The sequence below is a fragment of the Methylophaga muralis genome (assembly GCF_001720165.1).
GTDB classification, from domain to species: domain Bacteria; phylum Pseudomonadota; class Gammaproteobacteria; order Nitrosococcales; family Methylophagaceae; genus Methylophaga; species Methylophaga muralis.
The window spans coordinates 29960-55439 of the sequence record NZ_MCRI01000005.1 but is presented as its reverse complement, the minus strand read 5'-3'; the positions used below and the strand labels follow the sequence as shown (position 1 = coordinate 55439).

At 43.6% G+C, this 25480-nt stretch carries 26 protein-coding genes, 1 tRNA gene and 1 pseudogene; 26 read left to right on the top strand and 2 right to left on the bottom strand.

Annotated features, from left to right (window positions below; translation table 11 throughout):
• The first annotated feature begins 88 nt into the window (after positions 1-88).
• Positions 89-493: a hypothetical protein gene (locus A9E74_RS04035; protein WP_069295367.1), complete on the top strand. Its 405-nt coding sequence runs from the start codon at positions 89-91 to the stop codon at positions 491-493.
• Positions 494-499: 6 nt separating this feature from the next.
• On the opposite strand, the gene A9E74_RS04030 is transcribed toward A9E74_RS04035, so the two are convergent.
• Positions 500-1093, bottom strand: coding sequence for a Maf family protein (locus A9E74_RS04030; protein ID WP_069295366.1), 594 nt, complete (start codon positions 1091-1093; stop codon positions 500-502).
• Between the two features lie 7 nt (positions 1094-1100).
• On the bottom strand, positions 1101-2735 hold the full coding sequence (locus A9E74_RS04025; protein WP_069295365.1) for an alpha-D-glucose phosphate-specific phosphoglucomutase: 1635 nt from the start codon (positions 2733-2735) through the stop codon (positions 1101-1103).
• A 90-nt stretch (positions 2736-2825) separates the two neighbouring features.
• Here A9E74_RS04025 and A9E74_RS04020 point away from each other — a divergent pair, with 90 nt between their 5' ends.
• From A9E74_RS04020 to holB, 25 genes and pseudogenes are all read left to right on the top strand, one after another.
• Positions 2826-3716, top strand: coding sequence for a cation diffusion facilitator family transporter (locus A9E74_RS04020; protein ID WP_141696760.1), 891 nt, complete (start codon positions 2826-2828; stop codon positions 3714-3716).
• Positions 3717-3772: 56 nt separating this feature from the next.
• The gene (locus tag A9E74_RS14650; protein ID WP_245652042.1) at positions 3773-4000 is read left to right on the top strand and encodes a hypothetical protein; all 228 of its coding nucleotides are present in this window, start codon (positions 3773-3775) and stop codon (positions 3998-4000) included.
• Positions 3982-4359 (top strand): nuclease-related domain-containing protein, encoded by a 378-nt coding sequence (locus A9E74_RS14645; protein WP_245652041.1) that lies wholly within the window; start codon positions 3982-3984, stop codon positions 4357-4359. The genes A9E74_RS14650 and A9E74_RS14645 overlap by 19 nt, the downstream gene beginning before the upstream one ends.
• Before the next feature lie 2 nt (positions 4360-4361).
• Positions 4362-5285 (top strand): 5'-nucleotidase, encoded by a 924-nt coding sequence (locus A9E74_RS04010; protein WP_084002904.1) that lies wholly within the window; start codon positions 4362-4364, stop codon positions 5283-5285.
• Positions 5282-6733: an HDOD domain-containing protein gene (locus A9E74_RS04005; RefSeq protein ID WP_069295362.1), complete on the top strand. Its 1452-nt coding sequence runs from the start codon at positions 5282-5284 to the stop codon at positions 6731-6733. Before A9E74_RS04010 ends, A9E74_RS04005 begins: the two co-directional genes overlap by 4 nt.
• A gap of 67 nt (positions 6734-6800) precedes the next feature.
• Positions 6801-6885 (top strand) — tRNA-Leu (locus tag A9E74_RS04000).
• A 63-nt stretch (positions 6886-6948) separates the two neighbouring features.
• Positions 6949-8247: a trigger factor gene (gene tig, locus A9E74_RS03995; RefSeq protein WP_069295361.1), complete on the top strand. Its 1299-nt coding sequence runs from the start codon at positions 6949-6951 to the stop codon at positions 8245-8247.
• 87 nt (positions 8248-8334) lie between these two features.
• Positions 8335-8970 carry an ATP-dependent Clp endopeptidase proteolytic subunit ClpP gene (clpP, locus tag A9E74_RS03990; RefSeq protein WP_069295360.1) on the top strand — a complete coding sequence of 212 codons (636 nt, stop codon included), beginning with the start codon at positions 8335-8337 and terminating at the stop codon, positions 8968-8970.
• Positions 8971-9001: 31 nt separating this feature from the next.
• On the top strand, positions 9002-10273 hold the full coding sequence (gene clpX / locus A9E74_RS03985) for an ATP-dependent Clp protease ATP-binding subunit ClpX (RefSeq protein ID WP_069295359.1): 1272 nt from the start codon (positions 9002-9004) through the stop codon (positions 10271-10273).
• 145 nt (positions 10274-10418) lie between these two features.
• A complete protein-coding gene (gene lon, locus A9E74_RS03980) occupies positions 10419-12854 on the top strand; it encodes an endopeptidase La (RefSeq protein ID WP_069295358.1) in 2436 nt (811 codons plus the stop codon).
• Positions 12855-12882: 28 nt separating this feature from the next.
• Positions 12883-13626 carry an SPOR domain-containing protein gene (locus A9E74_RS03975; protein ID WP_084002901.1) on the top strand — a complete coding sequence of 248 codons (744 nt, stop codon included), beginning with the start codon at positions 12883-12885 and terminating at the stop codon, positions 13624-13626.
• Between the two features lie 112 nt (positions 13627-13738).
• Positions 13739-14230: a CvpA family protein gene (locus tag A9E74_RS03970; RefSeq protein ID WP_069295356.1), complete on the top strand. Its 492-nt coding sequence runs from the start codon at positions 13739-13741 to the stop codon at positions 14228-14230.
• Positions 14231-14248: 18 nt separating this feature from the next.
• Complete coding sequence (purF, locus tag A9E74_RS03965; protein WP_069295355.1) at positions 14249-15757, top strand: amidophosphoribosyltransferase; 1509 nt, start codon at positions 14249-14251, stop codon at positions 15755-15757.
• 68 nt (positions 15758-15825) lie between these two features.
• Complete coding sequence (locus A9E74_RS03960; protein WP_084002899.1) at positions 15826-16383, top strand: YceD family protein; 558 nt, start codon at positions 15826-15828, stop codon at positions 16381-16383.
• A gap of 35 nt (positions 16384-16418) precedes the next feature.
• Entirely contained in the window at positions 16419-16598 is a 180-nt protein-coding gene (rpmF, locus tag A9E74_RS03955) for a 50S ribosomal protein L32 (protein WP_069295354.1), read from the top strand.
• 13 nt (positions 16599-16611) lie between these two features.
• Positions 16612-17631, top strand: coding sequence for a phosphate acyltransferase PlsX (gene plsX, locus A9E74_RS03950; protein WP_084002897.1), 1020 nt, complete (start codon positions 16612-16614; stop codon positions 17629-17631).
• Positions 17628-18587, top strand: coding sequence for a beta-ketoacyl-ACP synthase III (locus tag A9E74_RS03945; protein ID WP_069295353.1), 960 nt, complete (start codon positions 17628-17630; stop codon positions 18585-18587). Before plsX ends, A9E74_RS03945 begins: the two co-directional genes overlap by 4 nt.
• Positions 18588-18605: 18 nt before the next feature.
• A complete protein-coding gene (fabD, locus tag A9E74_RS03940; protein ID WP_069295352.1) occupies positions 18606-19541 on the top strand; it encodes an ACP S-malonyltransferase in 936 nt (311 codons plus the stop codon).
• Between the two features lie 2 nt (positions 19542-19543).
• On the top strand, positions 19544-20287 hold the full coding sequence (gene fabG / locus A9E74_RS03935; RefSeq protein ID WP_069295351.1) for a 3-oxoacyl-ACP reductase FabG: 744 nt from the start codon (positions 19544-19546) through the stop codon (positions 20285-20287).
• Between the two features lie 138 nt (positions 20288-20425).
• Positions 20426-20662, top strand: a complete 237-nt coding sequence (acpP, locus tag A9E74_RS03930) for an acyl carrier protein (protein ID WP_014707198.1) — start codon at positions 20426-20428, stop codon at positions 20660-20662.
• Positions 20663-20756: 94 nt separating this feature from the next.
• Positions 20757-21998, top strand: a pseudogene (gene fabF / locus A9E74_RS03925) (beta-ketoacyl-ACP synthase II).
• A 10-nt stretch (positions 21999-22008) separates the two neighbouring features.
• Positions 22009-22839, top strand: a complete 831-nt coding sequence (gene pabC / locus A9E74_RS03920; RefSeq protein ID WP_069295350.1) for an aminodeoxychorismate lyase — start codon at positions 22009-22011, stop codon at positions 22837-22839.
• On the top strand, positions 22836-23861 hold the full coding sequence (gene mltG / locus A9E74_RS03915) for an endolytic transglycosylase MltG (RefSeq protein WP_069295349.1): 1026 nt from the start codon (positions 22836-22838) through the stop codon (positions 23859-23861). The genes pabC and mltG overlap by 4 nt, the downstream gene beginning before the upstream one ends.
• Positions 23858-24493, top strand: a complete 636-nt coding sequence (tmk, locus tag A9E74_RS03910) for a dTMP kinase (protein WP_069295348.1) — start codon at positions 23858-23860, stop codon at positions 24491-24493. Before mltG ends, tmk begins: the two co-directional genes overlap by 4 nt.
• Positions 24490-25452, top strand: coding sequence for a DNA polymerase III subunit delta' (gene holB / locus A9E74_RS03905; protein WP_069295347.1), 963 nt, complete (start codon positions 24490-24492; stop codon positions 25450-25452). Before tmk ends, holB begins: the two co-directional genes overlap by 4 nt.
• Positions 25453-25480: the final 28 nt, after the last annotated feature.

The following is a 25480-nucleotide window of genomic DNA, read 5'->3' as shown; positions in this document are numbered from 1 at the left end:
AGCGTATTCATCGGTGATGGGATAATTTGCCGGTGAAACATGTCCTAGCATGGCACCAAAAAAACTATAAATATCTGGAGAGGATGTAATGATTAAGCACTATCTCGCTGCTGGTTCGCTGGCTGTCTTATGTTCAGCCGTAATGGCAGAAGAATCCATGTTAACCCCTGGTGATATGCCTCAAGAAGCTATCAATGAAATGACCAATAATATTACCGCTTACAACAAATGCATGATGGAATCACGGTTAAATGCCAATAAAAGCGGTCAGGATGCCACACAGAATGCCGATGATATTCTGCAATCCTGCGAACCACAGCTGGATGAGTTAAAACAATTACTCACCGACAATAACGTCAATCCGGGACTGACTGAGGGAATGGCTAGAACCTTGCGTTCTAAAGCGGCTCGCCAATTGATGGGGCAAGCAATGAACAATATGGCTGCTCAAGCAGCAGCCATGGAAAATATGGAAAAAAGCCAACAGCAATAAGCTGATTTAGTCGGACTGCTGCGCCAACACATCAACACCTTCGTTGGCCAGCAGTTCAATCAAACGTATCAGTGGTAATCCAATCAGACTATTAGGATCCTGACCACGCAGCTCCTGAAATAAGCTGATTCCAAAGCCTTCAGATTTAAAACTTCCTGCGCATTGATACGGTTGTTCCGTGGTTAAATAAAAATCAATCTGTGCTGCAGAAAGCGGCCTGAATATCACCTCAAAATAATCCACCAACGACTGCATCGAATCGCTAGCGGAGTTATACAAAGCCAATCCCGTCATAAAGGTTACTTTATTTCCTGCAGCAGCAGAAAGCTGTTCTGTCGCCTTGGCATAATTACCGGGTTTACCCATTATGTGACCATTTAAAACCGCTACCTGATCAGACCCAATAATCAGGCTATCAGGATGCTGTTCTGCAATTTTACGAGCTTTGGCTTCTGCAAGCCGTTTTACCAGTTGTTCAGGCTTTTCATCCGCTTGCGGGCTTTCATCGATATCCGGTGAAACAGTAATAAAATCCAAATGTAGTTTAGCCAGCAGTTCAGCCCGGAAAGGGGAGCTGGATCCTAAAATTAATGTTTGCATGCAAAGCCTAAGTAATAACGGTGGGAGCGGCGCGGCCAGTGATTGATTGGATTCCAGCCAGGCCGTTAGCCAAATCAATTAAATCTTTCAGCCGTGTTTGAGTGTCTTCAAACAATTGGTCCGGATTATCCTCAATGGCTTCGATATAAACCCTTAAAGTCGCGCCTTGGGTGCCAGTACCTGACAGTCGAAAGATAATGCGACAACCATCGGTAAAGCCAATACGGATACCCTGATTTTCAGAAATACTGTTGTCGACAGGATCGTGATAACTAAAGTTATCTGCATAATCCACTTTATAACCATTCAGTTCCTGACCTGCCAATTGAGGCAATTGCTTTTGTAAACGATCAATTAGCTGATTGGCTTTATCGGTCGGAATCTCTTCATAATCATGACGGGTGTAATAATTCCGGCCATATTTCTGCCAATGCTGTCGAACAATCTCACTGACAGATTGCTGTCTGACGGCAAGAATATTCAACCAGAATAAAACTGCCCACAATCCGTCTTTTTCGCGAATATGATTGGAACCAGTGCCAAAGCTTTCTTCGCCGCACAAGGTAGCCATATTAGCGTCAAGCAGATTGCCAAAGAACTTCCAGCCAGTCGGTGTTTCATGCATTTGAATATTTAATGCTTTTGCGACTCGATCTGCTGCCTGACTGGTTGGCATTGAGCGGGCGATACCTTTAAGGCCTTCCTGATAGGCAGGTATCAGTTCGGCATTCGCTGCCAAGATGGCGAGACTGTCAGATGGTGTGACAAAGATGCCATGACCCAGGATCATATTACGATCGCCATCGCCATCCGACGCTGCGCCGAAATCCGGACCATTTTCGGCAAATAATTCTGCGACCAATTCTGGCGCGTAGGTGAGATTAGGGTCGGGATGACCGCCGGCAAAATCCGCTTGAGGAATGCCATTAATGACCGTACCTATTTCTGCTCCCAGACGTTTTTCGAGAATTTCTTTGGCGTACGGTCCGGTAATAGCATGCATCGCATCAAAGCGCATTTGAAAACGACCATTACACAGCAAGGCACGAATCGCCGGAAAATCGAAAATATCAGCCATCAATTCGGCGTAATCAGCAACAGGATCAATGATATCTATCTGCATGTCCTGCAGGTGTTGAGTGCCAATTTCGGAAAGGGAAATATCGTCACAGTCGAAAATACGATAAGACGTAATCTTTTGACTAAGTTGAAAGATTGCTTCGGTAATGCTTTCAGGTGCGGGGCCACCATTACGGATATTGAATTTGATACCAAAATCACCATCCTGTCCGGCAGGATTATGGCTGGCCGATAGAATAACGCCTCCAAATGCCTGATATTTGCGAATAACACACGATGCAGCCGGTGTTGAAAGCAGACCGTTTTGGCCAATAATTAATCGCTTGAAGCCATTCACCACCGCCATTTTTACAATAGTCTGGATCGCTGTCTCATTGTAAAAACGGCCATCACCGCCAATAACCAAGGTTTGATTTTGGGTATCGCCAATAGCATCAAACATGGCTTGTACAAAGTTTTCCAGATAATGTTTTTGTTGAAAAACACGAACTCGTTTACGCAATCCCGAGGTGCCGGGTCGTTGATCATTAAACGGCTGAGTAGTGATGTTACTGATCGACATGATATTTCCTGAAAAAAGGCGAATGAATGGGGCGTTAAAGACAGTTCATTACTGCTTTGCACAAAGGTTGTGTCTCACTATACTGAGAACATGTTACGGTCTCAACACTTCGATAATGCAACATTAATGTGCTTAGCCAGCTACGCTTCTGTGTTGACGGCTTTTGTGCTTATTGCCGCTAAGCTTATTGCTTGGTATCTCTCCGATTCCATCAGTATTCTGGCAAGTCTTATTGATTCCAGTCTTGATTTACTCGCTTCTTTAGTCAACCTGTTGGCGATTAGACACGCCTTACAGCCTGCTGATAAAGAACATCGCTTTGGTCATGGCAAAGCGGAACCTTTAGCGGCGGTAGGGCAATCTATGTTTATTGCTGGATCGGCGTGCATGTTGTTATTTCAGGCAAGCGGCCGACTCGTTAATCCTCAACCGCTGACCGCGGGAATAGAGCTGGGCGTGGCTGTCATGTTGTTTTCCATGATGGCTACGGTGGGGTTATTACTGTTACAGCGATTTGTTATTAAAAAAACCAAATCTTCGGCTATCCGGGCCGATTCCCTCCATTATCAATCGGATTTATTGGTCAATTTCAGCGTCATAATTGCATTGCTGTTAACACAGTTTGGCTTAATCTGGTTTGATCCATTAATGGCGGTATTTATTGCGGTCTATGTGCTGTTCAGTGCATGGAAGATCCTTAGGGATGCAGTAGACTTGTTGATGGACCATGAAATTAGTGATGCCGAGCGTCAGCAAATAACTGAATTGGTGTTAAAGCACCCGCAAGTAAAAGGTATGCATGATTTACGAACCAGACGATCAGGCACCACTGTTTTTATTCAATTACATCTTGAGCTGGATGCTGCGTTTACTCTGCAACAAGCCCACGATATAAGTGATCAGGTAAACCAAGAAATTCATACCTTATTCGATGAAGCAGAAGTGATTATTCATCAGGATCCTATAATCGTTGGCAATTAAACATTGCCTGGCTCTAACGCCGTATAATATTTAAAAACTTGAGGAGTGGTATTCGTTTGCTTGAACAATTTTCTATAGAGTTAGCCGGCGGGCTGGGCTTGGTTTTAATATTGATTATTTGGTTACTCTATCGACGTTTTGTTCGGAAAAGTCCTTCACAGATTCAGATTGAACAAGTATTAAAACCGTATAAACAGGACGAACTCAAAAATGTGATTTTGCCTGATGGCTTGGGTGGATTACTGGAAATTGAAAAGATTTTTTGTTGGAGCAGGGCATTTTGATTTTGCGGGATTATCCAATCAGCGGACATTTATTCGGTGCTGAGAAAATCGAGCAATGGACCCAAATTGTTGATGGTCGCAGTTATAAATTCACTAACCCGCTGCATCATCTTGAACATGCGCGCCAAGCCATTCGTTCACTGATTCCCAAAATGCCGGTTTTTTGCCATGTGGTATTTACTGCAGACAGTAATTTCCCTAAAGGTAAGCCTGCATCGGTTTCGGTTTTACATAGTTTTGAACAGGATATGCAAAGATTGTTTAATAGCCCGAAATTACCCTCTGAATCCAGAGAGAAAATGTGGGATGTTATTAAGCAGAATGTTCGCATCGACGCTCAGTCATTAGTCCGGGAGTAAACGTGGAAAAGCCAACAAAACCATTGGTGGTGGCAATTTCATCACGCGCGCTGTTTGATTTGGATGAAAGCCATCGGATTTATGAAGAACAGGGCACCGAAGCCTACTGTCAGTTTCAGATTGAAAATGAAGATGTGCCTTTATCACCAGGCGGCGCATTTAATTTGGTCAAAAAGTTATTGGCGTTAAATGACAATAATCCCAATACCCCTCGGGTTGAGATTATTTTATTGTCGCGCAATAGCGCTGATACAGGTTTACGCGTATTCAATTCGATTCAGCACCACAAGTTGGGCATTATCCGCGCTGTATTTACCTCTGGCAGTAGCCCGTATCGATATGTTGCTCCTTTCAGCGCAAACCTTTTTTTATCAACTAGTCCTGAAGACGTGCGGATGGCACTTGAGGCAGGTATTGCGGCAGCCACTATCTTGCCGTCGAATCTAGGTAATAACTCTGAATCAGATCAACTACGCATTGCCTTTGACGGCGATGCCGTTTTATTTTCAGATGAATCAGAACGCATATATAAAGAGCGCGGGCTGGAAGCATTCACCCAGAACGAACAGAAAACCGCCAGACAGGCATTATCCGGCGGGCCATTCAAAGATTTCTTAATGGCATTGAATCAAATCCAAACCGAATACCCTGAAAATAGCTCACCGATTCGCACGGCTTTGGTGACTGCTCGTTCCGCACCGGCTCATGAACGTGTGATCCGTACTTTACGAGAATGGGGTATCCGTATTGATGAAGCTATCTTTCTTGGCGGTATGGAGAAAGGCCCTTTTCTAAAATCATTTGGCGCCGATATTTTCTTTGATGATCAGGAACGTCATTGCATCTCGGCAAGAGATCATGTCGCTACCGGACACGTTCCGCATGGAATTGCTAATCAGATTATTGTCAAAGAAGACTCTGAATGACACTGACACCAATGCCGGTTGCTGCACAACGTTTTATCCGTCAGTTGACCGATAAGCATATGCCAGTTTTTCCCAATACCATGCTGGAAATTAATCAGATCCTTGAACAGGAAGATAGTGCGGCAGTAGATGTTGCGCAGGTTATTTTGCGTGATGCCGCCTTAACTGGCCGTTTATTAAAAATGGCCAATAGCGTCTATTACAATCCTCAAGGACATCATATTAATACTGTGTCACGCGCTTTAATGCTGTTAGGTTTTGAACAGGTCAAAGTATTGGCACTGACGCTGGTATTAATTGATTCATTAAAAGCCAGCAAACGTCACGATAAAGTGCTTAAAGAAATGGCGATATCACTGCATGCTGCAGTACAGGCACAGAATATGGCCAACTTGTGTCATTCTGAATTGCCAGAAGATATTTTTATTGCGGCATTACTCTCGCGTCTCGGCTATTTAACCTTTTGGGCATTTGCCGATGAAAAAACTGTTAGCGCATACGAGCAAGCAGAATCAACTGTTTCTGCCGAGATAGACGTCTTAGGATATTCCTTGCAGCAACTCACTCAAGGTCTTGCCGAGGCCTGGTCATTAAATGATCTGCTGGTTCAAAGTTTTCGTTCACATGATAAATCGGAAGCGGTACAGATTATTCGCTATGCCGGACAACTGGCCTTTGAAACTCGGAAATCCTGGGATATGACTAAGCTAGCGCCATGGTTTAAGCAATCCGCAACACTGGCACACAGTACAGAGGAAACCTTAATATCATCGGTTTATGATAGTGCCTTGGCAGCACAACAATTGTTAAATCTGACAGGTATTGAGCGCGCTCAGGGATTGATTCCTCTGCCCAGTGACATTGAACTAAGTGATGATAGCTTGAGCGAATCAGTAGCAGATGTTGAGCAGGGAACGCTTTATTTTGCACCTGATCAAGCAATTCAATTACGCATTTTGCAAGATATTACCCAAGCCATTCAGGAACATAGAAGTATTAATCAGATTCTGGAAATGGTGATGGAGGGGATTTATCGTGGTGCGGGTATGGACAGGGTGGTATTTGCTGTTTTATCAGCTGACAAAACTCAGCTCAATTGTCGGTATGCCATGGGACATCAAAATGAACAATTGTGTGAGTTATTCAAGATAACTATCAGTAACAATACATCCAGCCTTTTTAAAGATTTATTGTCAGCTGAAGATGCCGTGCTACTTGATCAATCACAACCCGCACAGATAAAAAAAATTCAGCAAGAAAGTAATGCAATATTTAATGTTCAATCCCTGCTGGCGATGCCATTGAAACGCTCCAACAAACCCTTCGGCTTATTTTTGGCTGACAGGCATGCTTCAAACAGAGCTTTAGAACAGCAGGATCTTATTGCTTTTCGGCAGTTTTGCCAGCAGGCAGCCTTGGCATTCGCATTTTTGACAATACAAGGCTAGTTTTGGTCTGTTTATCTGGCTATAATGGCCGACTTGATTAGATACGTAAGCATATCTATAACGAATTGCGAGAGTGGCGGAATTGGTAGACGCGCTGGATTTAGGTTCCAGTAGGGTAACCTGTGAGAGTTCGAGTCTCTCCTCTCGTACCATTTACAATTGTTGGTGCTATGACGCCGGCAATGCGCTTAATCCCCGTGTTTGAGGTTTAAAGAATGCAAGTAACTGTAGAAAATGTCAGCGAGCTTGGTCGTAAAATGACCATTACTGTGGAAGATGCGAATATTGAACAAGCTGTTGAACAACGCTTGGCATCTATCCGCCCATCAGTTCGAATGGCTGGCTTCCGTCCCGGCAAAGTTCCAATGAAAATGCTGGTTAAAACGCATGGTCCCTCAGCACGTCGCGAAGTGATTGATCAAATTGTCCAAGACAGCATGCGTGAAGCTTTCACACAAGAGAAAGTGAATCCGGCCAGCCCTCCGCATATTGATAGCATGAAAGAAGAAAAGTCAGCGTTAGTCTATACACTGAATTACGAAATCTTTCCTGAACTCGCCGAAGTAAAACTTGCCGATATTAAATTGGAAAAAACAGTTGCTGAAGTAACTGAAGAAGATGTTGATAAAATGCTAGAAACCCTGCGTGAGCAACGCATGAGCTGGGAGCCGCTGAAACGCGCCGCCAAAGAAGAAGATGGTGTAACCATTGATTTTGTGGGCAGCATTGATGGTGAAGAATTCCAGGGCGGTAAAGGTAAGGATGTATTAGTTATTATTGGTAATGGCAGCATGTTGCCGGAGTTTGAACAACAATTGGTCGGTGTGAAGCCAGATCAAGAGCTGACCATTTCAATGACTTTCCCTGAAGATTATCGTGCTGAACATCTGCGTGGTAAAAAAGCTGATTTTGCTGTGACTGTGAAACAGGTCGCCAAGAAAAAACTGCCAAAACTAGATAAAGAATTTGCTGAGCTTTGTGGTGTTGAAGGTGGTTTAGCTGCCTTGAAAAAAGAAGTCCGCTCGAATATGGAACGTGAACTCTCAGCAGCATTGAAAAATGTCAATAAGCGTAAAGCGATGGACAGTGTTGCTGCAAACAATGATATTGCTTTACCAGAAGCTCCAGTAGAACGTGAAGCGAATTTCTTGATGGAGCAAGCTAAGAACAATTTGCGTAATCAAGGCGTCAATGTTGAAGGTTTGCCATTTGAATTGAGTAATTTCAAAGATAATGCCGAAAAACGTGTCAAACTTAGTCTGCTTATCGGTAAGATTATTTCTGACAATAAAATTCAACCTGAAGAAAAACGCGTTCGTGAAGCAATTGAAGCCATTGCTGCCAGTTATGAAGATCCTGAAGATGTAATGAACTACTACATGACAAATCAGGATAAATTATCTGAAATCCAAATGATGGTTGTAGAAGACACTGTCGTTGAATGGATCTACGATAATGTTAAAGTTGAAGAAAAAGCATCTTCATTCTCTGAAGTGATGAATGCAATAGCCTAAAGGCACAAGCAAGTTTTTACAAAGACAGCCCGTGCTCAAACTTTTGGGCATGGGCTATTTTTTATTTGGCATTAAAACAGGACCGCTATGAGCACTATATTTTCTGAGCATCTCAATCCAGTTCAAAATGCATTGGTTCCAATTGTTGTTGAACAGACTTCACGTGGTGAACGTTCTTACGATATTTATTCTCGTCTGCTAAAAGAGCGCATTATCTTTTTGGTTGGTCAAGTTGAAGACCATATGGCGAATTTGATTGTCGCCCAGATGTTGTTCCTGGAATCAGAAAACCCTGATAAAGATATCCATCTCTATATTAATTCTCCAGGTGGAGCTGTCACCGCCGGTTTGGCAATTTATGACACAATGCAATTTATCAAACCGCAAGTCAGTACCTTATGTATCGGTCAAGCTGCCAGTATGGGTGCATTATTGTTAACAGCAGGTGCCAAAGGTAAACGTTTTGCTCTGCCAAATTCGCGCATTATGGTGCATCAGCCATTAGGTGGTTTTCAGGGGCAGGCATCAGATATCGATATTCATGCCAGAGAGATTCTAAGTATCCGTGATAGATTAAATGGAATTATGGCCCATCATACTGGTCAGGATATAGAGAAAATTGAACGTGATACCGATCGTGACAATTTCATGAATGGTGAACAAGCAGCAGAATATGGTTTAATTGATGCTGTAATGAATAGCCGACCAGCAGAAAAGTCTTAAGCCAACACAAACGTTAGGAAAGTAGAGCGATATGAGCGACGACAAAAAAAACGACGACAAATTACTTTACTGTTCATTCTGCGGTAAAAGTCAGCATGAAGTAAAAAAATTGATCGCGGGTCCATCGGTATTTGTCTGCGACGAGTGTGTAGAGCTTTGTAACGATATTATCCGTGAAGAGCTGCAAGAAAAAACGGACGGCAAGGCCGATTCGAGATTGCCTTCTCCACATGAAATAGATTCTGCTCTTAATAATTATGTTATTGGTCAAGTAAAAGCCAAACGCGTTTTATCGGTAGCGGTATATAACCATTACAAACGTCTGCGCCACGGCACCAAAAACGATGATGTAGAACTTTCTAAAAGTAATATTCTGTTGATTGGACCGACGGGTAGTGGCAAAACATTGCTGGCAGAGACATTGGCCAGACAATTAAATGTGCCTTTTACCATGGCGGATGCCACTACGCTGACCGAAGCTGGCTATGTTGGTGAAGATGTTGAAAACATTATTCAAAAATTGTTACAGAAATGTGATTACGATGTAGAAAAAGCTGAAACGGGCATCGTGTATATCGATGAAATCGATAAGATTTCCAAAAAATCGGATAACCCATCGATTACTCGTGACGTATCCGGTGAAGGTGTTCAACAGGCCTTATTGAAATTGATTGAGGGTACGATTGCCTCAGTACCACCCCAAGGTGGCAGAAAACATCCACAACAGGAGTTTTTGCAAGTTGATACCAGCAAGATTCTATTTATTTGTGGTGGTGCATTTGCTGGCTTGGATAAAGTTATTCGCAACCGTACCCACAAGGGTGGCATAGGTTTCTCAGCTGACGTGAAGAGCGTTGATACTAACGCACCGTCAAGTGAAGCTTTAAGAGTGGTTGAGCCTGAGGATTTAATTCAATACGGATTGATTCCAGAATTTGTTGGTCGTTTGCCAGTTGTAGCAACGCTTGAAGAACTTGATGAAGCTGCTTTGGTACAAATATTAACTGAACCGAAAAATGCCCTCACTAAACAATATGAAAAATTGTTTGAACTGGAAAATTGTGAACTAGAATTCAGAGCGGATGCATTACGGGCGATTGCCCGCAAGGCAATGGAGCGTAAAACCGGCGCACGTGGTCTGCGATCCATTATTGAAAATGTTCTGTTAGATACCATGTTTGACCTGCCATCCTTGGATAACGTCACTAAAGTGGTAGTGGATGAAAGTGTTATCAACGGAGAAAACACGCCAATACTAATTTACGAAGATCAACCTGCTGATCTTGCTTCAGGTGATAAATAGTCTCTACCTGATTGTTCTTTATACACTTTGGCAAATATTAATGCGTCCGGTTACACCGGACGCTTGATTTCTTTATGCCTGTCCCCATATTGTTTTCACGTACACGATAAACGTGTCTGTTGACTCCCTTAAGAGGTCTGCATTGATGGAAAATGAATTAAAAGCTACATCAACTGATGACAATGCCTTGCAAAAAGTACCAGTGTTGCCATTGCGTGATGTTGTTGTCTATCCGCATATGGTTATTCCATTATTTGTTGGGCGTGAAAAATCCATCAAAGCATTGGAACACGCTACTGATGAAAACAAGCAAGTTCTGCTAGTAGCCCAAAAAGATTCAGGTGAAGATTCACCTTCACCTGAAAATCTTTATGAAACGGGTACCTTGGCAAACATCCTGCAATTATTGAAATTGCCAGATGGCACTGTAAAGGTTTTGGTTGAAGGTACTCAGCGCGCTAAAGTTGCGTTGTATGACAATACCAATGTTTTTCTTGAGGCTGAAGTTGCGACCTTTATTGATGAACATCCTGATCAGCGTGAAGCCGATGTGTTGATGCGCACGCTGCTGGGTCAATTTGAACAGTACGTTAAGCTTAATAAAAAAATTCCACCTGAAGTAATTGCATCATTGTCTAGCATTGAAGATCTTGCGCGTATGGCGGATACCGTCGCCGCTCATATGACCTTAAAGCTTGAAGACAAACAACTGCTTTTAGAAATGTCTGACGTTAAAGATCGCATCGAAAAATTGATGGCCTATCTGGAGTCGGAAATCGATATTCAACAGATCGAAAAACGCATCCGTAATCGTGTCAAAAAGCAGATGGAAAAAAGCCAGCGTGAATACTATCTGAATGAACAGCTTAAAGCTGTGCAGAAAGAACTTGGTGAGCTGGATGATAGTGGCAATGAGGTAGAAGAGTTAGCGGAAAAAATTGCTACTGCAGGCATGAGTGCTGAAGCGCGCGATAAAGCCGAATCAGAACTGAAAAAATTAAAAATGATGTCACCAATGTCTGCTGAAGCGACAGTGGTACGTAATTACATTGAATATTTACTAGAAGTACCTTGGAAAAAACGTTCACGTGTTACGTTGGATCTGGATCATGCACAACAAGTGCTCGATGAAGACCACTATGGCTTGGAAAAAGTTAAAGAACGCATTATCGAGTACCTCGCAGTACAAAAACGCGTTAAAAAACTCAAAGGCCCAATTCTATGTTTAGTTGGCCCACCGGGCGTTGGTAAAACATCGATTGCCCAGTCAATTGCGCGTGCTACTAACCGTAAATTCAGCCGTATGGCGTTGGGTGGTGTACGTGATGAAGCAGAAATTCGTGGTCACCGTCGGACCTACATTGGTTCTATGCCTGGTAAAGTAATTCAGAATATTTCCAAAACAGGCGTGCGTAATCCATTGTTCTTGCTGGATGAGATCGACAAGATGGCTCAGGATTTCCGTGGCGATCCTGCATCTGCATTATTAGAAGTTTTGGATCCGGAGCAAAATTCTACTTTTGCCGATCATTATCTGGAAGTGGAATACGATTTGTCCGACGTAATGTTTGTCTGTACGGCAAATACTTTGAACATTCCAGATGCATTGCGTGACCGTATGGAAATTATTCGTCTTGCCGGTTATACCGAAGATGAAAAATTGAATATTGCTTTGCAATACTTATTGCCGAAAGCGATCAAAGATAATGGTTTAAAAGCGGACGAGATCGAAATTACATCTCAAGCAGTGATGGAAATCATTCGCCGTTATACACGTGAAGCTGGTGTACGTAATTTGCAACGTGAAATCTCGAAAATTTGCCGTAAATTGGTCAAACAAATTTTAAGTGAGTCACCTGCAGAGAAAGTGATCGTCACCGCCGATAATTTGGAAGACTATCTTGGCGTATATCACTATCAATATGGCGTAGCAGAAGAGGATGATCGCATCGGCCAAGTCACTGGACTTGCCTGGACGGAAGTAGGTGGTGAATTATTAACTATCGAGTCGGCAGTGATGCCTGGTAAGGGCAAAGCCAGCTATACCGGTAAGTTGGGTGATGTTATGCAGGAATCGATTCAAGCTGCTACTACAGTTGTCCGTTCGCGGGCATTAGAGTGGGGCATTGCTGAAGATTATTTGCAAAGCCATGATTTACATATTCACGTTCCAGAAGGCGCTACACCAAAAGATGGTCCAAGTGCCGGTATCGGTATGTGTACCGCATTAGTGTCTGCAATTACCGGCATCCCGGTTAAATCCAACGTGGCAATGACTGGTGAGATCACATTGCGTGGAGAAGTATTGGCGATTGGTGGTTTGAAAGAAAAATTACTGGCCGCTCATCGCGGAGGCATTGATACGGTCTTGATCCCTAAAGATAATGTGAAAGATTTAAGGGAAATTCCGGATAATGTTAAATCCGGCTTGGAAATTATTCCGGTTCGCTGGATTAATGAAGTGCTGGAAAAAGCATTGCAAACCATGCCGACGAAAGTATTACCGACTCCGGATACGGCGACTGTTCTGGCACCTGAACAAGCCAGTTTCCATGAAGTTAATACGCAAAACAGGCATTAAAATTGATTAAAGCGAGCAACGGAGACTTATGATGACTCAGAAACAACAACAGCGTTTAATCGGGACGCTTTTGCTGGTCTTTTTCATCGCCGTGCTCGCTTATATCGTTTTATCTAAAGTTAGTCAGACTGAATCTGGAAGACAAATTCAAGAGGAAGAGCCCATTCAATTCTCTTCGGTAATAGAGGCTTTGCAAGAAGCTTCTGACGATGACAATGATATTGGGACGGACTCTATTTCTGGTGATGAAGCTTTTATAGATATTGATCCTGAAGTCACAGACGAATCGACAGTACCTGCTCCATCAATCGAACCTGTAGTAACGGCACCCGCCACTCCAGTAACCCCTGAGCCAGAAGTTGTAGCCCCCAAACCAGCGCCGGTCCTACCTAAACCTACTCCAGCTCCAGCTCCAACTCCAACTCCTGTACCTGAACCAAAGCCGGCACCGGCACCAGTTGTTGAAGCTCCAAAACCAGCACCGACACCAGCAGCACCGGTAGAAAGAACGCCTGAACCTACACAAGCTGAAACAGCGTCGCGTTGGATCCTTCAATTAGGAAGTTTTTCAGTTGAAGCCAATGCAAACAGCTTGAAAAAGCAGTTAGAAGATATCGGTTACAAGCCAATGATCGAACAAACTCGCAGTGGTGAAACGGTTATTTACCGTGTGAGACTGCAACCGAATGCAGATAGAGCAGCCTTGGAAAAAACGGCTGAGTCAATTCGTAATCAATTGAATTTAAATACTCAGATATTCCCATATCCGTAATGCATCACAAAGTCATCGATTTGTAATCAGTTACGCGTAAATATATTGGGTTACCTTTGGCAATTCTGATAAAATTCCCTCTTTTTTACACGCTGCTCGACGCGGAGTCATAATGAACTGGGTAGATTATTTAATAATCGGCATTATTTTGATTTCGTCGGGCATCAGTATTGTTCGTGGCTTTATAAAAGAAGTACTTTCGTTAATCAGCTGGGCAGTGGCGATTTGGGTCGCCTTTATGTTTTTTGCCAATTTTGCCAGTTTATTAACGCCTTATATTGATACAGTTACCATACGTTTATTTATCGCGTTTTTTGTCTTATTTGTTGTCACATTAATACTCGGGGCACTGGTTAACCATTTAATTTCACAGCTGGTCGAGAAGACAGGGCTTAGTGGCACTGACCGTGCACTGGGAGTGATTTTCGGTATTCTTAGAGGTGTCGCAATCGTCACTATTTTAGTGTTGGCTGCAGGCGTAACGCCCATGCCAACAGATGCTTGGTGGCAAAACTCTTTATTGTTACAACATTTTGAAGACCTAGCGGTTTGGGTCAAGCAGTTTTTACCGACTGATGTCGCTGAACACGTTAACTTCAACTAATCCTGGCAGGGTAATTTTATGTGTGGAATTATTGGTATTGTAGGTCACTCGGAAGTCAATCAAGCGCTGTATGACGGACTGACAGTCCAGCAACATCGCGGCCAGGATGCTGCGGGTATTATGACTTGCGACCAAAACGGACGGTTTTATCTTCGTAAAGATAACGGTCTGGTAAAAGATGTATTTCATACCCGTCATATGATTCGCCTAAAAGGTTCAATGGGGATAGGGCATATTCGCTATCCGACTGCTGGTTGCTCAAACTCAGCGGAATCTCAACCATTTTATGTCAACTCACCATTTGGTATTGCGCTGGCGCACAATGGTAATCTGACTAATACCAAACTGTTATCTGATCAATTATTCAAGAGTGATCGTCGTCACCTTAATACTGGTTCTGATTCTGAAGTTTTGTTAAACGTGCTTGCGCATGAATTGCAAACCTCAGGCAAACTCAAACCGCAACCAGAAGATATTTTCAAAGCCGTTTCCGAAGTACATAAACGTTGCAAAGGTGCTTATGCCGTTGTTGCGATGATTGCCGGCGTTGGTATGCTGGCATTCCGTGATCCTTACGGTATTCGTCCTGCAGTCATTGGTAAGCGTGAAACAGATTTAGGCACAGAATACGTTGTGGCATCTGAGAGTGTGGCAATTGATACGCTTGATTTTGAGTTTATGCGTGACGTACAGCCCGGCGAATGTATCTTTATTGATATGCAGGGTAGTTTTCATAGTCAACAATGTGCTGAAAACCCAATCAAATCACCTTGTATATTTGAATATGTTTATTTTGCTCGTCCAGATTCAATGATGGATGGCATTTCGGTGCATAAAAGCCGTATGCGTATGGGCACTAAGTTAGCGGAAAAAATTAAACGTGAATTTCCAGATCACGATATTGATGTCGTTATCCCAATTCCCGATACCAGCCGTAGTGCGGCACTGCAACTTGCCTATGATTTAGATGTGGTGTATCGCGAAGGTTTTATTAAAAACCGCTATATTGGTCGTACCTTCATCATGCCTGGGCAGCAACAGCGCAAAAAATCTGTGCGCCAAAAATTGAATGCAATTGATCTGGAGTTCCGCGATAAGAATGTTCTGCTGGTTGATGATTCAATTGTTCGTGGCACGACCTCGCAACAAATCGTTCAAATGGCACGTGATGCCGGTGCAAAAAAAGTTTACTTAGCTTCTGCTGCACCACCAGTTCGTTTCCCTAACGTATATGGTATTGATATGCCATCACCGTCTGAATTTGTTGCGCACAATCGTAATGTTGAACAAATTGCAGAAGAGCTTGGCGTGGATTGGTTGATATACCAGGACTTACAAGATTTGGTTGAAGCCATTAACAAGAAAAGTGATGTCAAACGTTTTGATACTTCCTGCTTTGATGGGAATTACATTACTGGCGATATCGATGAGACTTATTTGTATTACATTGATGCGCTGCGTAATGACATGTCAAAACAGTCAGAAGAAGAAGGTAATGTTACGATTGAGCTGCATAATGATGTTTAAGCAGCTTATTACACACAACAATTTCTATACCATTGTTCCCGCTAAATTCAGCGGGAATAAACAGCTTTTTGCTGTTTGATACCAATTCTTATATAATCCCGTCGATTATGCATCAGCAATTGCCAAGAGAGATTGATCCGTTTCGTTTTGCTCATAGCGGTTTACAGATAACGGGAGAAATTCCGGTCAGTAAAATGTCGCGTTTGAGTGAAATGCTTTACGACGATTCAGGGACAGTTTTGGTCGATATGCAGTTTGATATCGATACCACTGGCACGCCTTTTATGCTTGGGCAATTTGCTGTAACCGTTAATTTGCTTTGCGAACGTTGTATGGAGTCAATGGCTCATTCAATGAATATCACAACCAAATTGGCACTGGTTCGACATGAAGGAAAGGTTGAAGGTCTTGCTGAGCAATATGAGCCCTGGATCTTGAATGATGCAAAACAAGTTGATCCGGCATTGATGGTGGAAGATGAGTTGATTCTCGCTTTACCGATCGTGCCAAAACATGATTATTCATGTTTGCCTGAACAGTTGTGGCAAGCAGGAGAAGAGGAAATTGAGCCTGAGAAACCAGTCTCACCGTTTGCAGCGTTATCTGCATTGAAATCGAAAAAGTAATTTATTTATTGTTATTGGGTTTAGGAGTTTAAGCCATGGCTGTTCAAAAGAGTAAAAAGAGTCCTTCACGTCGCGGTATGCGTCGTTCACATGATGCATTAACAGAATCAACTTTATCTGTTGATTCAACTTCTGGTGAATTACACCGTCGTCACCATGTGACAGCTGACGGTTACTACCGTGGCCGCAAAGTTATTGCTGACAAGAGTGAATAAGGCTTAACAGAAATTGACTTTAACAATTTCGATCGACGCTATGGGCGGGGATCACGGACCACAAGTCGTGATCCCCGCTGCCATATCAACGCTGGAAAGACATACGGATGTTGAGCTGATTTTAGTAGGTGATGAAGCCACTATTTCAGCAGAGATAACTAAACATCAGTTTGCTGACAAGCACCGTATGAAAATTCACCATGCTTCCCAAACCGTCGGTATGGACGAAGCGCCATCCTCAGCATTACGTGGCAAAAAAGATTCTTCAATGCGGGTGGCTATAAATCTTGTCAAAGACGGCCAAGCTGCTGCCTGTATCAGTGCCGGTAATACCGGTGCATTAATGGCAACTGCGCGTTTTGTGTTGAAGACACTGCCAGGTATTGAACGACCTGCCATTATTACGGCATTACCTACCATGCGTGGTCACACATATGTTCTCGATCTCGGGGCAAATGTGGACTCTACGGCTGAGCATCTGGTGCAATTTGCCTTAATGGGCTCAGTTTTAGCTGAGTTAATTGATGGCAAACCAAATCCGACAGTTGGTCTACTGAATGTGGGCGCGGAAGAAATCAAAGGTAATGAACGGGTAAAAGAAGCAGCTCGTTTATTGGCTAAGACAGATTTGAATTATTACGGTTATGTTGAAGGCGATGGTCTTTACCATGGTGAAGTAGATGTTCTGGTCTGTGATGGTTTTGTGGGTAATGTTGCGTTAAAAGCTAGTGAAGGGGTCGCGCACATGATCCGACATTATTTACGGCAAGCATTTAATCGCAACTGGTTAACCAAGATTGCCGGCTTAATTGCCTATCCCGTATTAAAAAGCTTTAGCAAAGAACTTGATCCTCGAGCCTTTAACGGTGCGAATCTGATTGGTTTACAAGGCATTGTTATTAAGAGTCATGGTGGTGCAGATGCGTTTGCCTTTGCCAATGCAATTAATATCGCTATTCTTGAAGCCAGAAAAGATGTGCCGAAAAACATCACCAAACATCTTGAGACTCTTTTAGAGGAACAAGTCTTGTGATTTATTCCAGAATTGCTGGAACGGGCAGCTACTTACCGGAAAAATTTCTCACCAATGTTGACTTAGAGTCAATGGTTGAAACCAGTGACGAATGGATTACCGATCGTACTGGTATCAAAAAAAGGCATATCGTCGCCAGTGACGAAACCACAACTGATTTAGCTTATTACGCAGCTAAAAATGCTATATCTGCTGCTGAGTTAAAGCCTCGTGACATTGATATGATTATTGTTGCGACCACCACCCCGACCCGCATTTTTCCAAGTACCGCGGCGTTAGTTCAAGAAAAGTTAGGTATTCATGGTTGTCCAGCTTTTGACATTCAAGCAGTGTGTACTGGTTTTGTGTATGCGTTAACCGTAGCAGACAAGTTTATTAAATCTGGCAGTGCTAAAAATGTCTTGGTTATTGGTGCGGAAACCCTGTCACGTATAGTCGATTGGACTGATCGTAATACCTGTGTTTTATTTGGTGATGGTGCGGGTGCTGTCGTCCTTCAAGCATCTGCTGAGCCGGGAATTTTATCTACGCATATTCATTGTGATGGCAGCTTTAATAATTTGTTACATGTACCGACAGGGCCGGGCAGTGCGATAACCGAAGATCCAGCTTATATCGAAATGCAGGGAAATGACGTTTTCAAAGTTGCCGTCAAAACACTAAGTAAAATAGTTGACGAAACACTCGAAGCGAATCAATTAGACAAGCACGACATTGATTGGCTTATTCCGCATCAAGCTAATATCCGTATTATTGCGGCTACAGCCAAAAAATTGAGCATGTCCATGGACAGTGTTGTGGTAACTGTTCAAGACCATGGTAATACCTCTGCGGCATCTATCCCACTGGCACTTGATGTTGCCGTGCGTGATGGTCGCATCAAGCGTGGTGAAACATTATTGTTAGAAGCGTTCGGTGGTGGGTTTACCTGGGGCTCGGCACTTATCAAATTTTAATCTGAGGTATTTTTACCAATGCATTCAGCTTTTGTTTTTCCCGGCCAAGGTTCACAGTCTGTATCGATGCTTGCCGAGCTATCAGAATCCTTTCCACAAGTTCAAGAGACATTTGCCGAAGCCAGTGACGCACTAGGCTATGATTTATGGGCTTTGGTGCAAAACGGACCTGAAACTGAACTTAACCAAACAGATAAAACTCAACCGGCCATGCTGGCTGCAGGTATCGCTGTATGGAGATGCTGGCAGGCAGTCAGTAACTATAAACCAGCTTATTTTGCGGGTCATAGTTTAGGTGAATACACAGCATTGGTTGCTGCTGAGGCATTGGACTTCAAAACGGCTATCAAACTGGTTGAAAAACGTGGTCAATTAATGCAGCAAGCAGTTCCTGCGGGTGAAGGCGCTATGGCGGCAATCCTTGGCTTAGAGGATGACGTGGTAAAAGCGGTTTGTCAGCAGGCCAGTGTTGAGGGTATCGTCGAAGCGGTCAATTTTAATTCACCGGGTCAAGTGGTGATTGCTGGTAGCAAAGCTGCGGTTGATAAAGCCGTTGAAATTGCCACCGAAACAGGTGCTAAACGTGCTTTGTTATTACCGGTCAGTGTTCCTTCTCATTGCGCTTTAATGCGCCCGGCTGCTGAAGAATTATCTAAAGAACTAGAATCAGTATCTATTCAGGCCCCACAAATCCCAGTTATTCACAATACCAGTGTAACGGCAACCACCGATCCTGATGAAATTCGTCAATTATTGGCTCAACAGTTGTATAACCCGGTACGTTGGGTTGAAACAGTTGAATGGCTTGCAGCGCAGGGCGTAGATACTCTGGTTGAATGTGGACCAGGTAAAGTTCTGGCGGGATTAAGCAAGCGTATCGATAAATCTTTGCAGGCTTTACCGGTTTATGATTCGGTGACGTTGCAGAAAACTCAAGAAGTGTTAGGAGAATAATGATGAGCCTACAAGGTAAAGTTGCTTTGGTAACTGGCGCTACCCGCGGTATCGGCCGTGCCATTGCGTTAAGTCTGGGCGAGCAGGGTGCAACGGTTATTGGTACCGCCACCTCAGAAAATGGTGCTGCGGCTATCAGTGAATATCTGCAATCAGCAGGCATTCAGGGCAAAGGCATGGTGTTGAATGTTACTCAGGAAAATGCCATTGATGATGTGGTAACAGCGATTGAATCTGAGTTCGCTGCGCCAGATATTCTGGTCAACAATGCAGGTATTACCCGCGACAATCTGTTGATGCGGATGAAAGACGAAGAGTGGGACGATATTATCAATACCAACCTCACTCCGATCTTTAAATTAAGCAAACGCTGCGTACGCGCAATGACCAAGGCTCGTTGGGGCCGTATTATCAATATCACTTCTGTTGTGGGTGTTATGGGTAATGCCGGTCAAACCAATTATGCTGCCGCTAAAGCTGGTGTAATCGGCTTTAGTAAATCACTGGCTCGCGAAGTAGGGGCTCGTGGTATTACTGTGAACAGTGTTGCACCAGGTTTTATTGATACCGATATGACAAGTGGTCTGCCAGAAGCGCATAAAACAGCGTTATTGGAACAGGTTCCTGTCAAACGCCTCGGTGAGGCAGAAGAAATTGCCGCTGCTGTCAGCTTTTTAGCCAGTCCTTTAGCAGGATATATAACGGGCGAAACGCTGCATGTAAACGGCGGTATGTATATGAATTAATGGCCTGAATCTGCTGAGACTTAGGTTTTTTATTGTGGAGATATTTTATGGACAAGGCTTCCAGCTTGTCTCCGCAGTGCTCGCACTATAAAATGCCAGCACGTTGTTTGTACTTAACCACCAAAGGAAACAGATGTTATGAGTGATATCGAAGCTCGAGTAAAAGAAATTGTTGTTGAACAATTAGGTGTAAATGCCGATGAAGTAACTGCCGATGCTTCATTTATTGATGATCTGGGTGCTGACTCGCTGGACACTGTTGAGCTGGTTATGGCACTGGAAGAAGCATTTGAATGTGAAATTCCTGACGAAGAAGCTGAAAAGATCACCACTGTAAAAGAAGCTGTCGCTTATATTAATTCTGTTCAGTCTTAATATTACAGATTGCTTAAGATGTAGCCGTCTAGTATGCAGGACATACTAGGCGGCTACGTCGTATCTATAGAGAAGATTTGCATGAGGAAAACTGATGTCTAAAAGACGCGTTGTCGTTACCGGGCTGGGCGCGGTAACACCGGTCGGTTTATCGGTAGCAGAGAGTTGGGAAAATATTCTGGCTGGTAAAAGCGGTGTTGCGCCAATCACAACATTTGATGTAACTGATTTTCCGGTTCGTTTTGGTGCCAGCGTCAAAAACTTTGATGTCGAGACAGTTATTTCTCGTAAAGACGCCAAGAAAATGGATACTTTTATTCACTACGGCATTGCGGCCGCAGTGGAAGCCATTAAAGATGCCGGGCTTGAAGTTACCGATGCCAATGCTGAGCGTATTGGCGTGGCGATTGGCTCGGGAATAGGTGGATTGCCAGGTATCGAAGCGGGCTATGACAGTTTTCTAAGTGGTGGCCCCCGCAAGATTTCACCATTCTTTGTACCAAGTAACATCATTAATATGATCTCCGGTAATTTATCGATTATGTACGGCATGAAAGGCCTAATACTGCGATTGTTACTGCCTGTTCTACCGGAACACACTGTATTTCGGCTGCAGGTCGCATGATTCAATATGGTGATGCTGATGTGATGATCGCCGGTGGTGCAGAGATGGCTACATCCAAAACGGGTTTAGGTGGCTTTGCTGCAGCACGCGCATTGTCCACTCGTAATGATGATCCTCTGGCAGCAAGTCGTCCGTGGGATAAAGACCGTGATGGTTTTGTACTGGGTGATGGTGCTGGCGTCATCGTATTGGAAGAATACGAACACGCTAAAAAAACGCGGTGCCACTATCTATGCTGAATTGGTTGGTTCAGGCATGAGCAGTGATGCTTATCATATGACCATGCCTTCTCAGGGCGGCGAAGGTGCTGCACGTTGCATGGTTAATGCAATGAATGATGCAGGTATCAACGCCGAAGACATTGATTACATCAATGCGCATGGTACTTCCACGCCAGCCGGTGATGTGGCTGAAACTCAGGCAATTAAAACCGCTTTAGGACATTCAGCCCAGAAAGTTGCCGTCAGTTCCACTAAATCGATGATCGGTCACTTGTTAGGTGCAGCCGGTGGCGTAGAAGCGGTTTTCAGTGTCCTGGCAATTCGTGATCAGGTTGCTCCGCCGACCATTAATCTGGATAACCCGGATGAAGGTTGTGATCTGGACTATGTTCCACACATAGCCCGGGAAATGCCAATTGAGTTTGCCATGTCAAATTCATTTGGTTTCGGTGGCACCAACGGTACTGTTATTTTCAAAAAACACAGTTAGTTGACGCGACATGATTCTGATTAACGGCCAACCCGAAAACAGAATCGATGTCGCGGATCGTGGCTTGCAATATGGCGATGGTTTATTTGAAACCATCGCCTATCGTCATGGCCGACTGGAATTTTTATCCGATCATCTTTCTCGTTTAAAAGAAGGCTGCAATCGCCTCAACATCGCCTTTTCAGCATCTCAACAACAGTCTCTAATTTCCGAAATTGATAGCGTATGCCAGCAGTTAAATAGCGATGCTGTCATCAAAGTGATGATTACCCGCGGCCCTGGCGGAAGGGGATATCGTTATCAGTCAGAAATGCCCACAACCCGCATTATCAGCAGTCATGCCATGCCGGTTTATCCTGTGGCTAATGTTTCCGGTATTACCGTGCGGATCTGTCAGCAACGTTTGGCCATCAATCCATCCTTGGCTGGAATCAAACATCTTAATCGCTTGGAACAGATCCTTGCCCGCAATGAATGGCAGGACGACACGATTGCCGAAGGGGTAATGCTGGATTATCAGGAGCGGGTTATCGAAGGCACAATGTCTAATCTGTTTCTGGTGAAAAATAATGAACTGCTAACTGCTGAGCTTTCAAGCGCGGGAATCGCTGGTATCATGCGTAAACAACTTATTAAAGTTGCTGATGAACTGGGTATTCCTCTGAACATCACAACACTGACGCTTGATGAGCTGAAATCTGCTGAAGAAGTCTTTGTCTGCAATAGTTTAATAGGTATATGGCCAGTGATTCGAATCACTGATCTTAATGTGGATTTTAGTCATGGTCCGCTGACTCAAATATTGCAGAATGCTTTAAATTCAATAAATACAGACGAATGAAAATATCCTTAACGATTAAACTGCTTTTTTTACTGGTGCTCACGGCAATTATTGCTTTAGTTGCGTGGAGTGAATATCAGCGATTCCTGCACCAGCCCGTGAACCTGATAGAAGAAGAGACCATTTTTACTATTTATCCCGGTGATAACATTAGTAAAGTCAGTCAACGTTTATACGATAGTGGAATAAGCCCGGTACCCAGCATCTATCTGGATATCTATGCTCGCCTGCAAGGTAATGCCCAACAGATAAAAGCTGGTGAATATAGGGTTCAAGCTGATGCGACCTTACCGGCTTTGTTAAATCTTTTTATCAGTGGCAGAGTAGTTCAATACTCAATAACCATTGTTGAAGGCATGACGGCCAAACAATTATTTGAAAAAATTCAAGCTCATCCCAAAATTAAACAAACATTAGCCGAATTGAATAATGAAACAGTTCGTGAGGCGTTAGCTATCGAAAATGAACTGGTTGAAGGTTTATTTTTACCTGAAACCTATCATTTCCCGGCTAATACCACCGATGTGCAATTTTTACGTCGTGCTTACCAGAAAATGCAAAGCCAGTTGGACAGTGCCTGGCAACAAATGACAGAAAACTTACCTTATGATTCAGCTTATGAAGTGTTGATCATGGCCTCGATTATTGAGAAGGAAAGTGCCATACCTGAGGAACGCCCTGAAATTGCCGGTGTTTTTGTCAGACGTTTAGATATAGGCATGCGTCTACAGACCGATCCAACGGTTATCTATGGAATGGGGGATAGTTATGATGGCAATATCCGTAAAAAGGATCTGCAAACCGATACGCCATATAATACCTACACCCGGTTTGGCCTGCCGCCAACACCAATCTGCTTACCAAGCAAAGAATCTATTGAAGCTGCAATGAATCCAGCGGAAGGCACCAGTCTGTATTTTGTCGCCGGCGCTGAAAATGGTGGTCATGTATTCTCGGATAATCTTGAAGATCATAACCGGGCAGTAAGACAATATTGGAACAATATGCGGTTAACCAGATGAGTGGAAAATTTATCAGCATAGAAGGCATCGAAGGTGCCGGTAAATCAACGCAGCTGCAATTTATTGCTGATTATTTGCGCTCACATGGAAAACAGGTAGTGGTAACCCGCGAACCAGGTGGCACTCTTTTGGGTGAAGAAATTCGACAAGTACTGCTTAAGCCCACCGATCAGGCCATGGGCGAGGATACTGAATTGCTATTGATGTTTGCCGCTCGATCAGAACACATTAAACAGGTTATTGAACCGGCATTAAAACGCGGGGACTGGGTGTTGTCTGATCGTTTTGTTGATGCCACTTTTGCTTATCAGGGCGGCGGCCGTGGCATTGATGAACAACGAATTAGTGAGCTTGCCAGCTGGACCTTGCAAGGCTGTCATACCGATGTGACATTTTTGTTTGATTTACCGGTTGCTGTTGGGCAAACAAGGGTAGAGCAGCGCCAGCAGCAAAAAGATCGTTTTGAGCAGGAAAAACAGGCGTTTTTTGAACGCGTGAGAATTTGTTATTTGGCCCGAGCCAAGGCTGAACCGCAGCGTATCAAATTAATTGATGCCAGCCAGAGTATTGAAGCTATTCAACAACAGCTCAGCCAACACCTTGTTCAGTTAGTGGATAATGCAGCTTTATGACCGAGCTTTTCCCCTGGCAACAGACACTCTGGCAGCACGTAGTCTCAAGAGTTGAACAGCAGCGCATACCTCATGCCGTTTTATTAACTGGTGTGGCGGGGTTGGGAAAGACGTTATTTGCTGCCAAAATGGCGGAAAGCCTGTTATGCCAATCCCCAGATGAACAATTTATGGCCTGTGGCCATTGCCATAGTTGTCAGCTAATGCAGGCGGGTAATCACCCGGATCATCTGACCATATGCGCAGAAGAGGCTGGTAAGTCCATTAAAATAGAACAAATCCGTGCGCTGAAAGAGAAACAATCGCTTACGCCAAGCATTGCTAAATGGAAAACAGTCATCATTGAAGCGGCTGATTCAATGACTAATAGCGCCGCCAACAGTTTACTGAAACTGCTTGAAGAGCCGCAAAATAATACAATTTTGATTTTAACCACTGAAGCCGTACATCGTTTGCCAGTGACCATTCGCAGTCGCTGCCAGCAGATGCATTTACCAACTCCAGATTATTCAATTACTTTGCCATGGCTAGATTCACAAGGAATTTCGACGGATACTGACCAATTGCAACAACTTGCGTCATTAACATTGGATGCGCCTTTTGCTATTGTTCATGCACTTGAAACTAATGAATGGCAAAGCTATCAGCAGCTTCAACAGGACTTTGATCAACTGCTGCAACAGCGTGCTAATCCAGTACAAATGGCCAACCAGTGGCAACAGTACGATCTACTGAAAGTCATGCATCAATTGTTATCAACCATTAAAACCCGTTTAAAACTACATTATTCGGGGTATGCTGAAGTCACTAAAGCTCAGCAATACTGGCAGATCGTTGATTGCATAGTGAATACAATAAAGCTAGTATCGTCTTCAAATAACTATAACAAGACACTGTTAATAGAAGACTTTATGGTTTCTGTAATGCGTATTTCCAATACAAATTCAGTAAATCATTAGTGCCATTATCTAAAAGTAACTAAAGAGT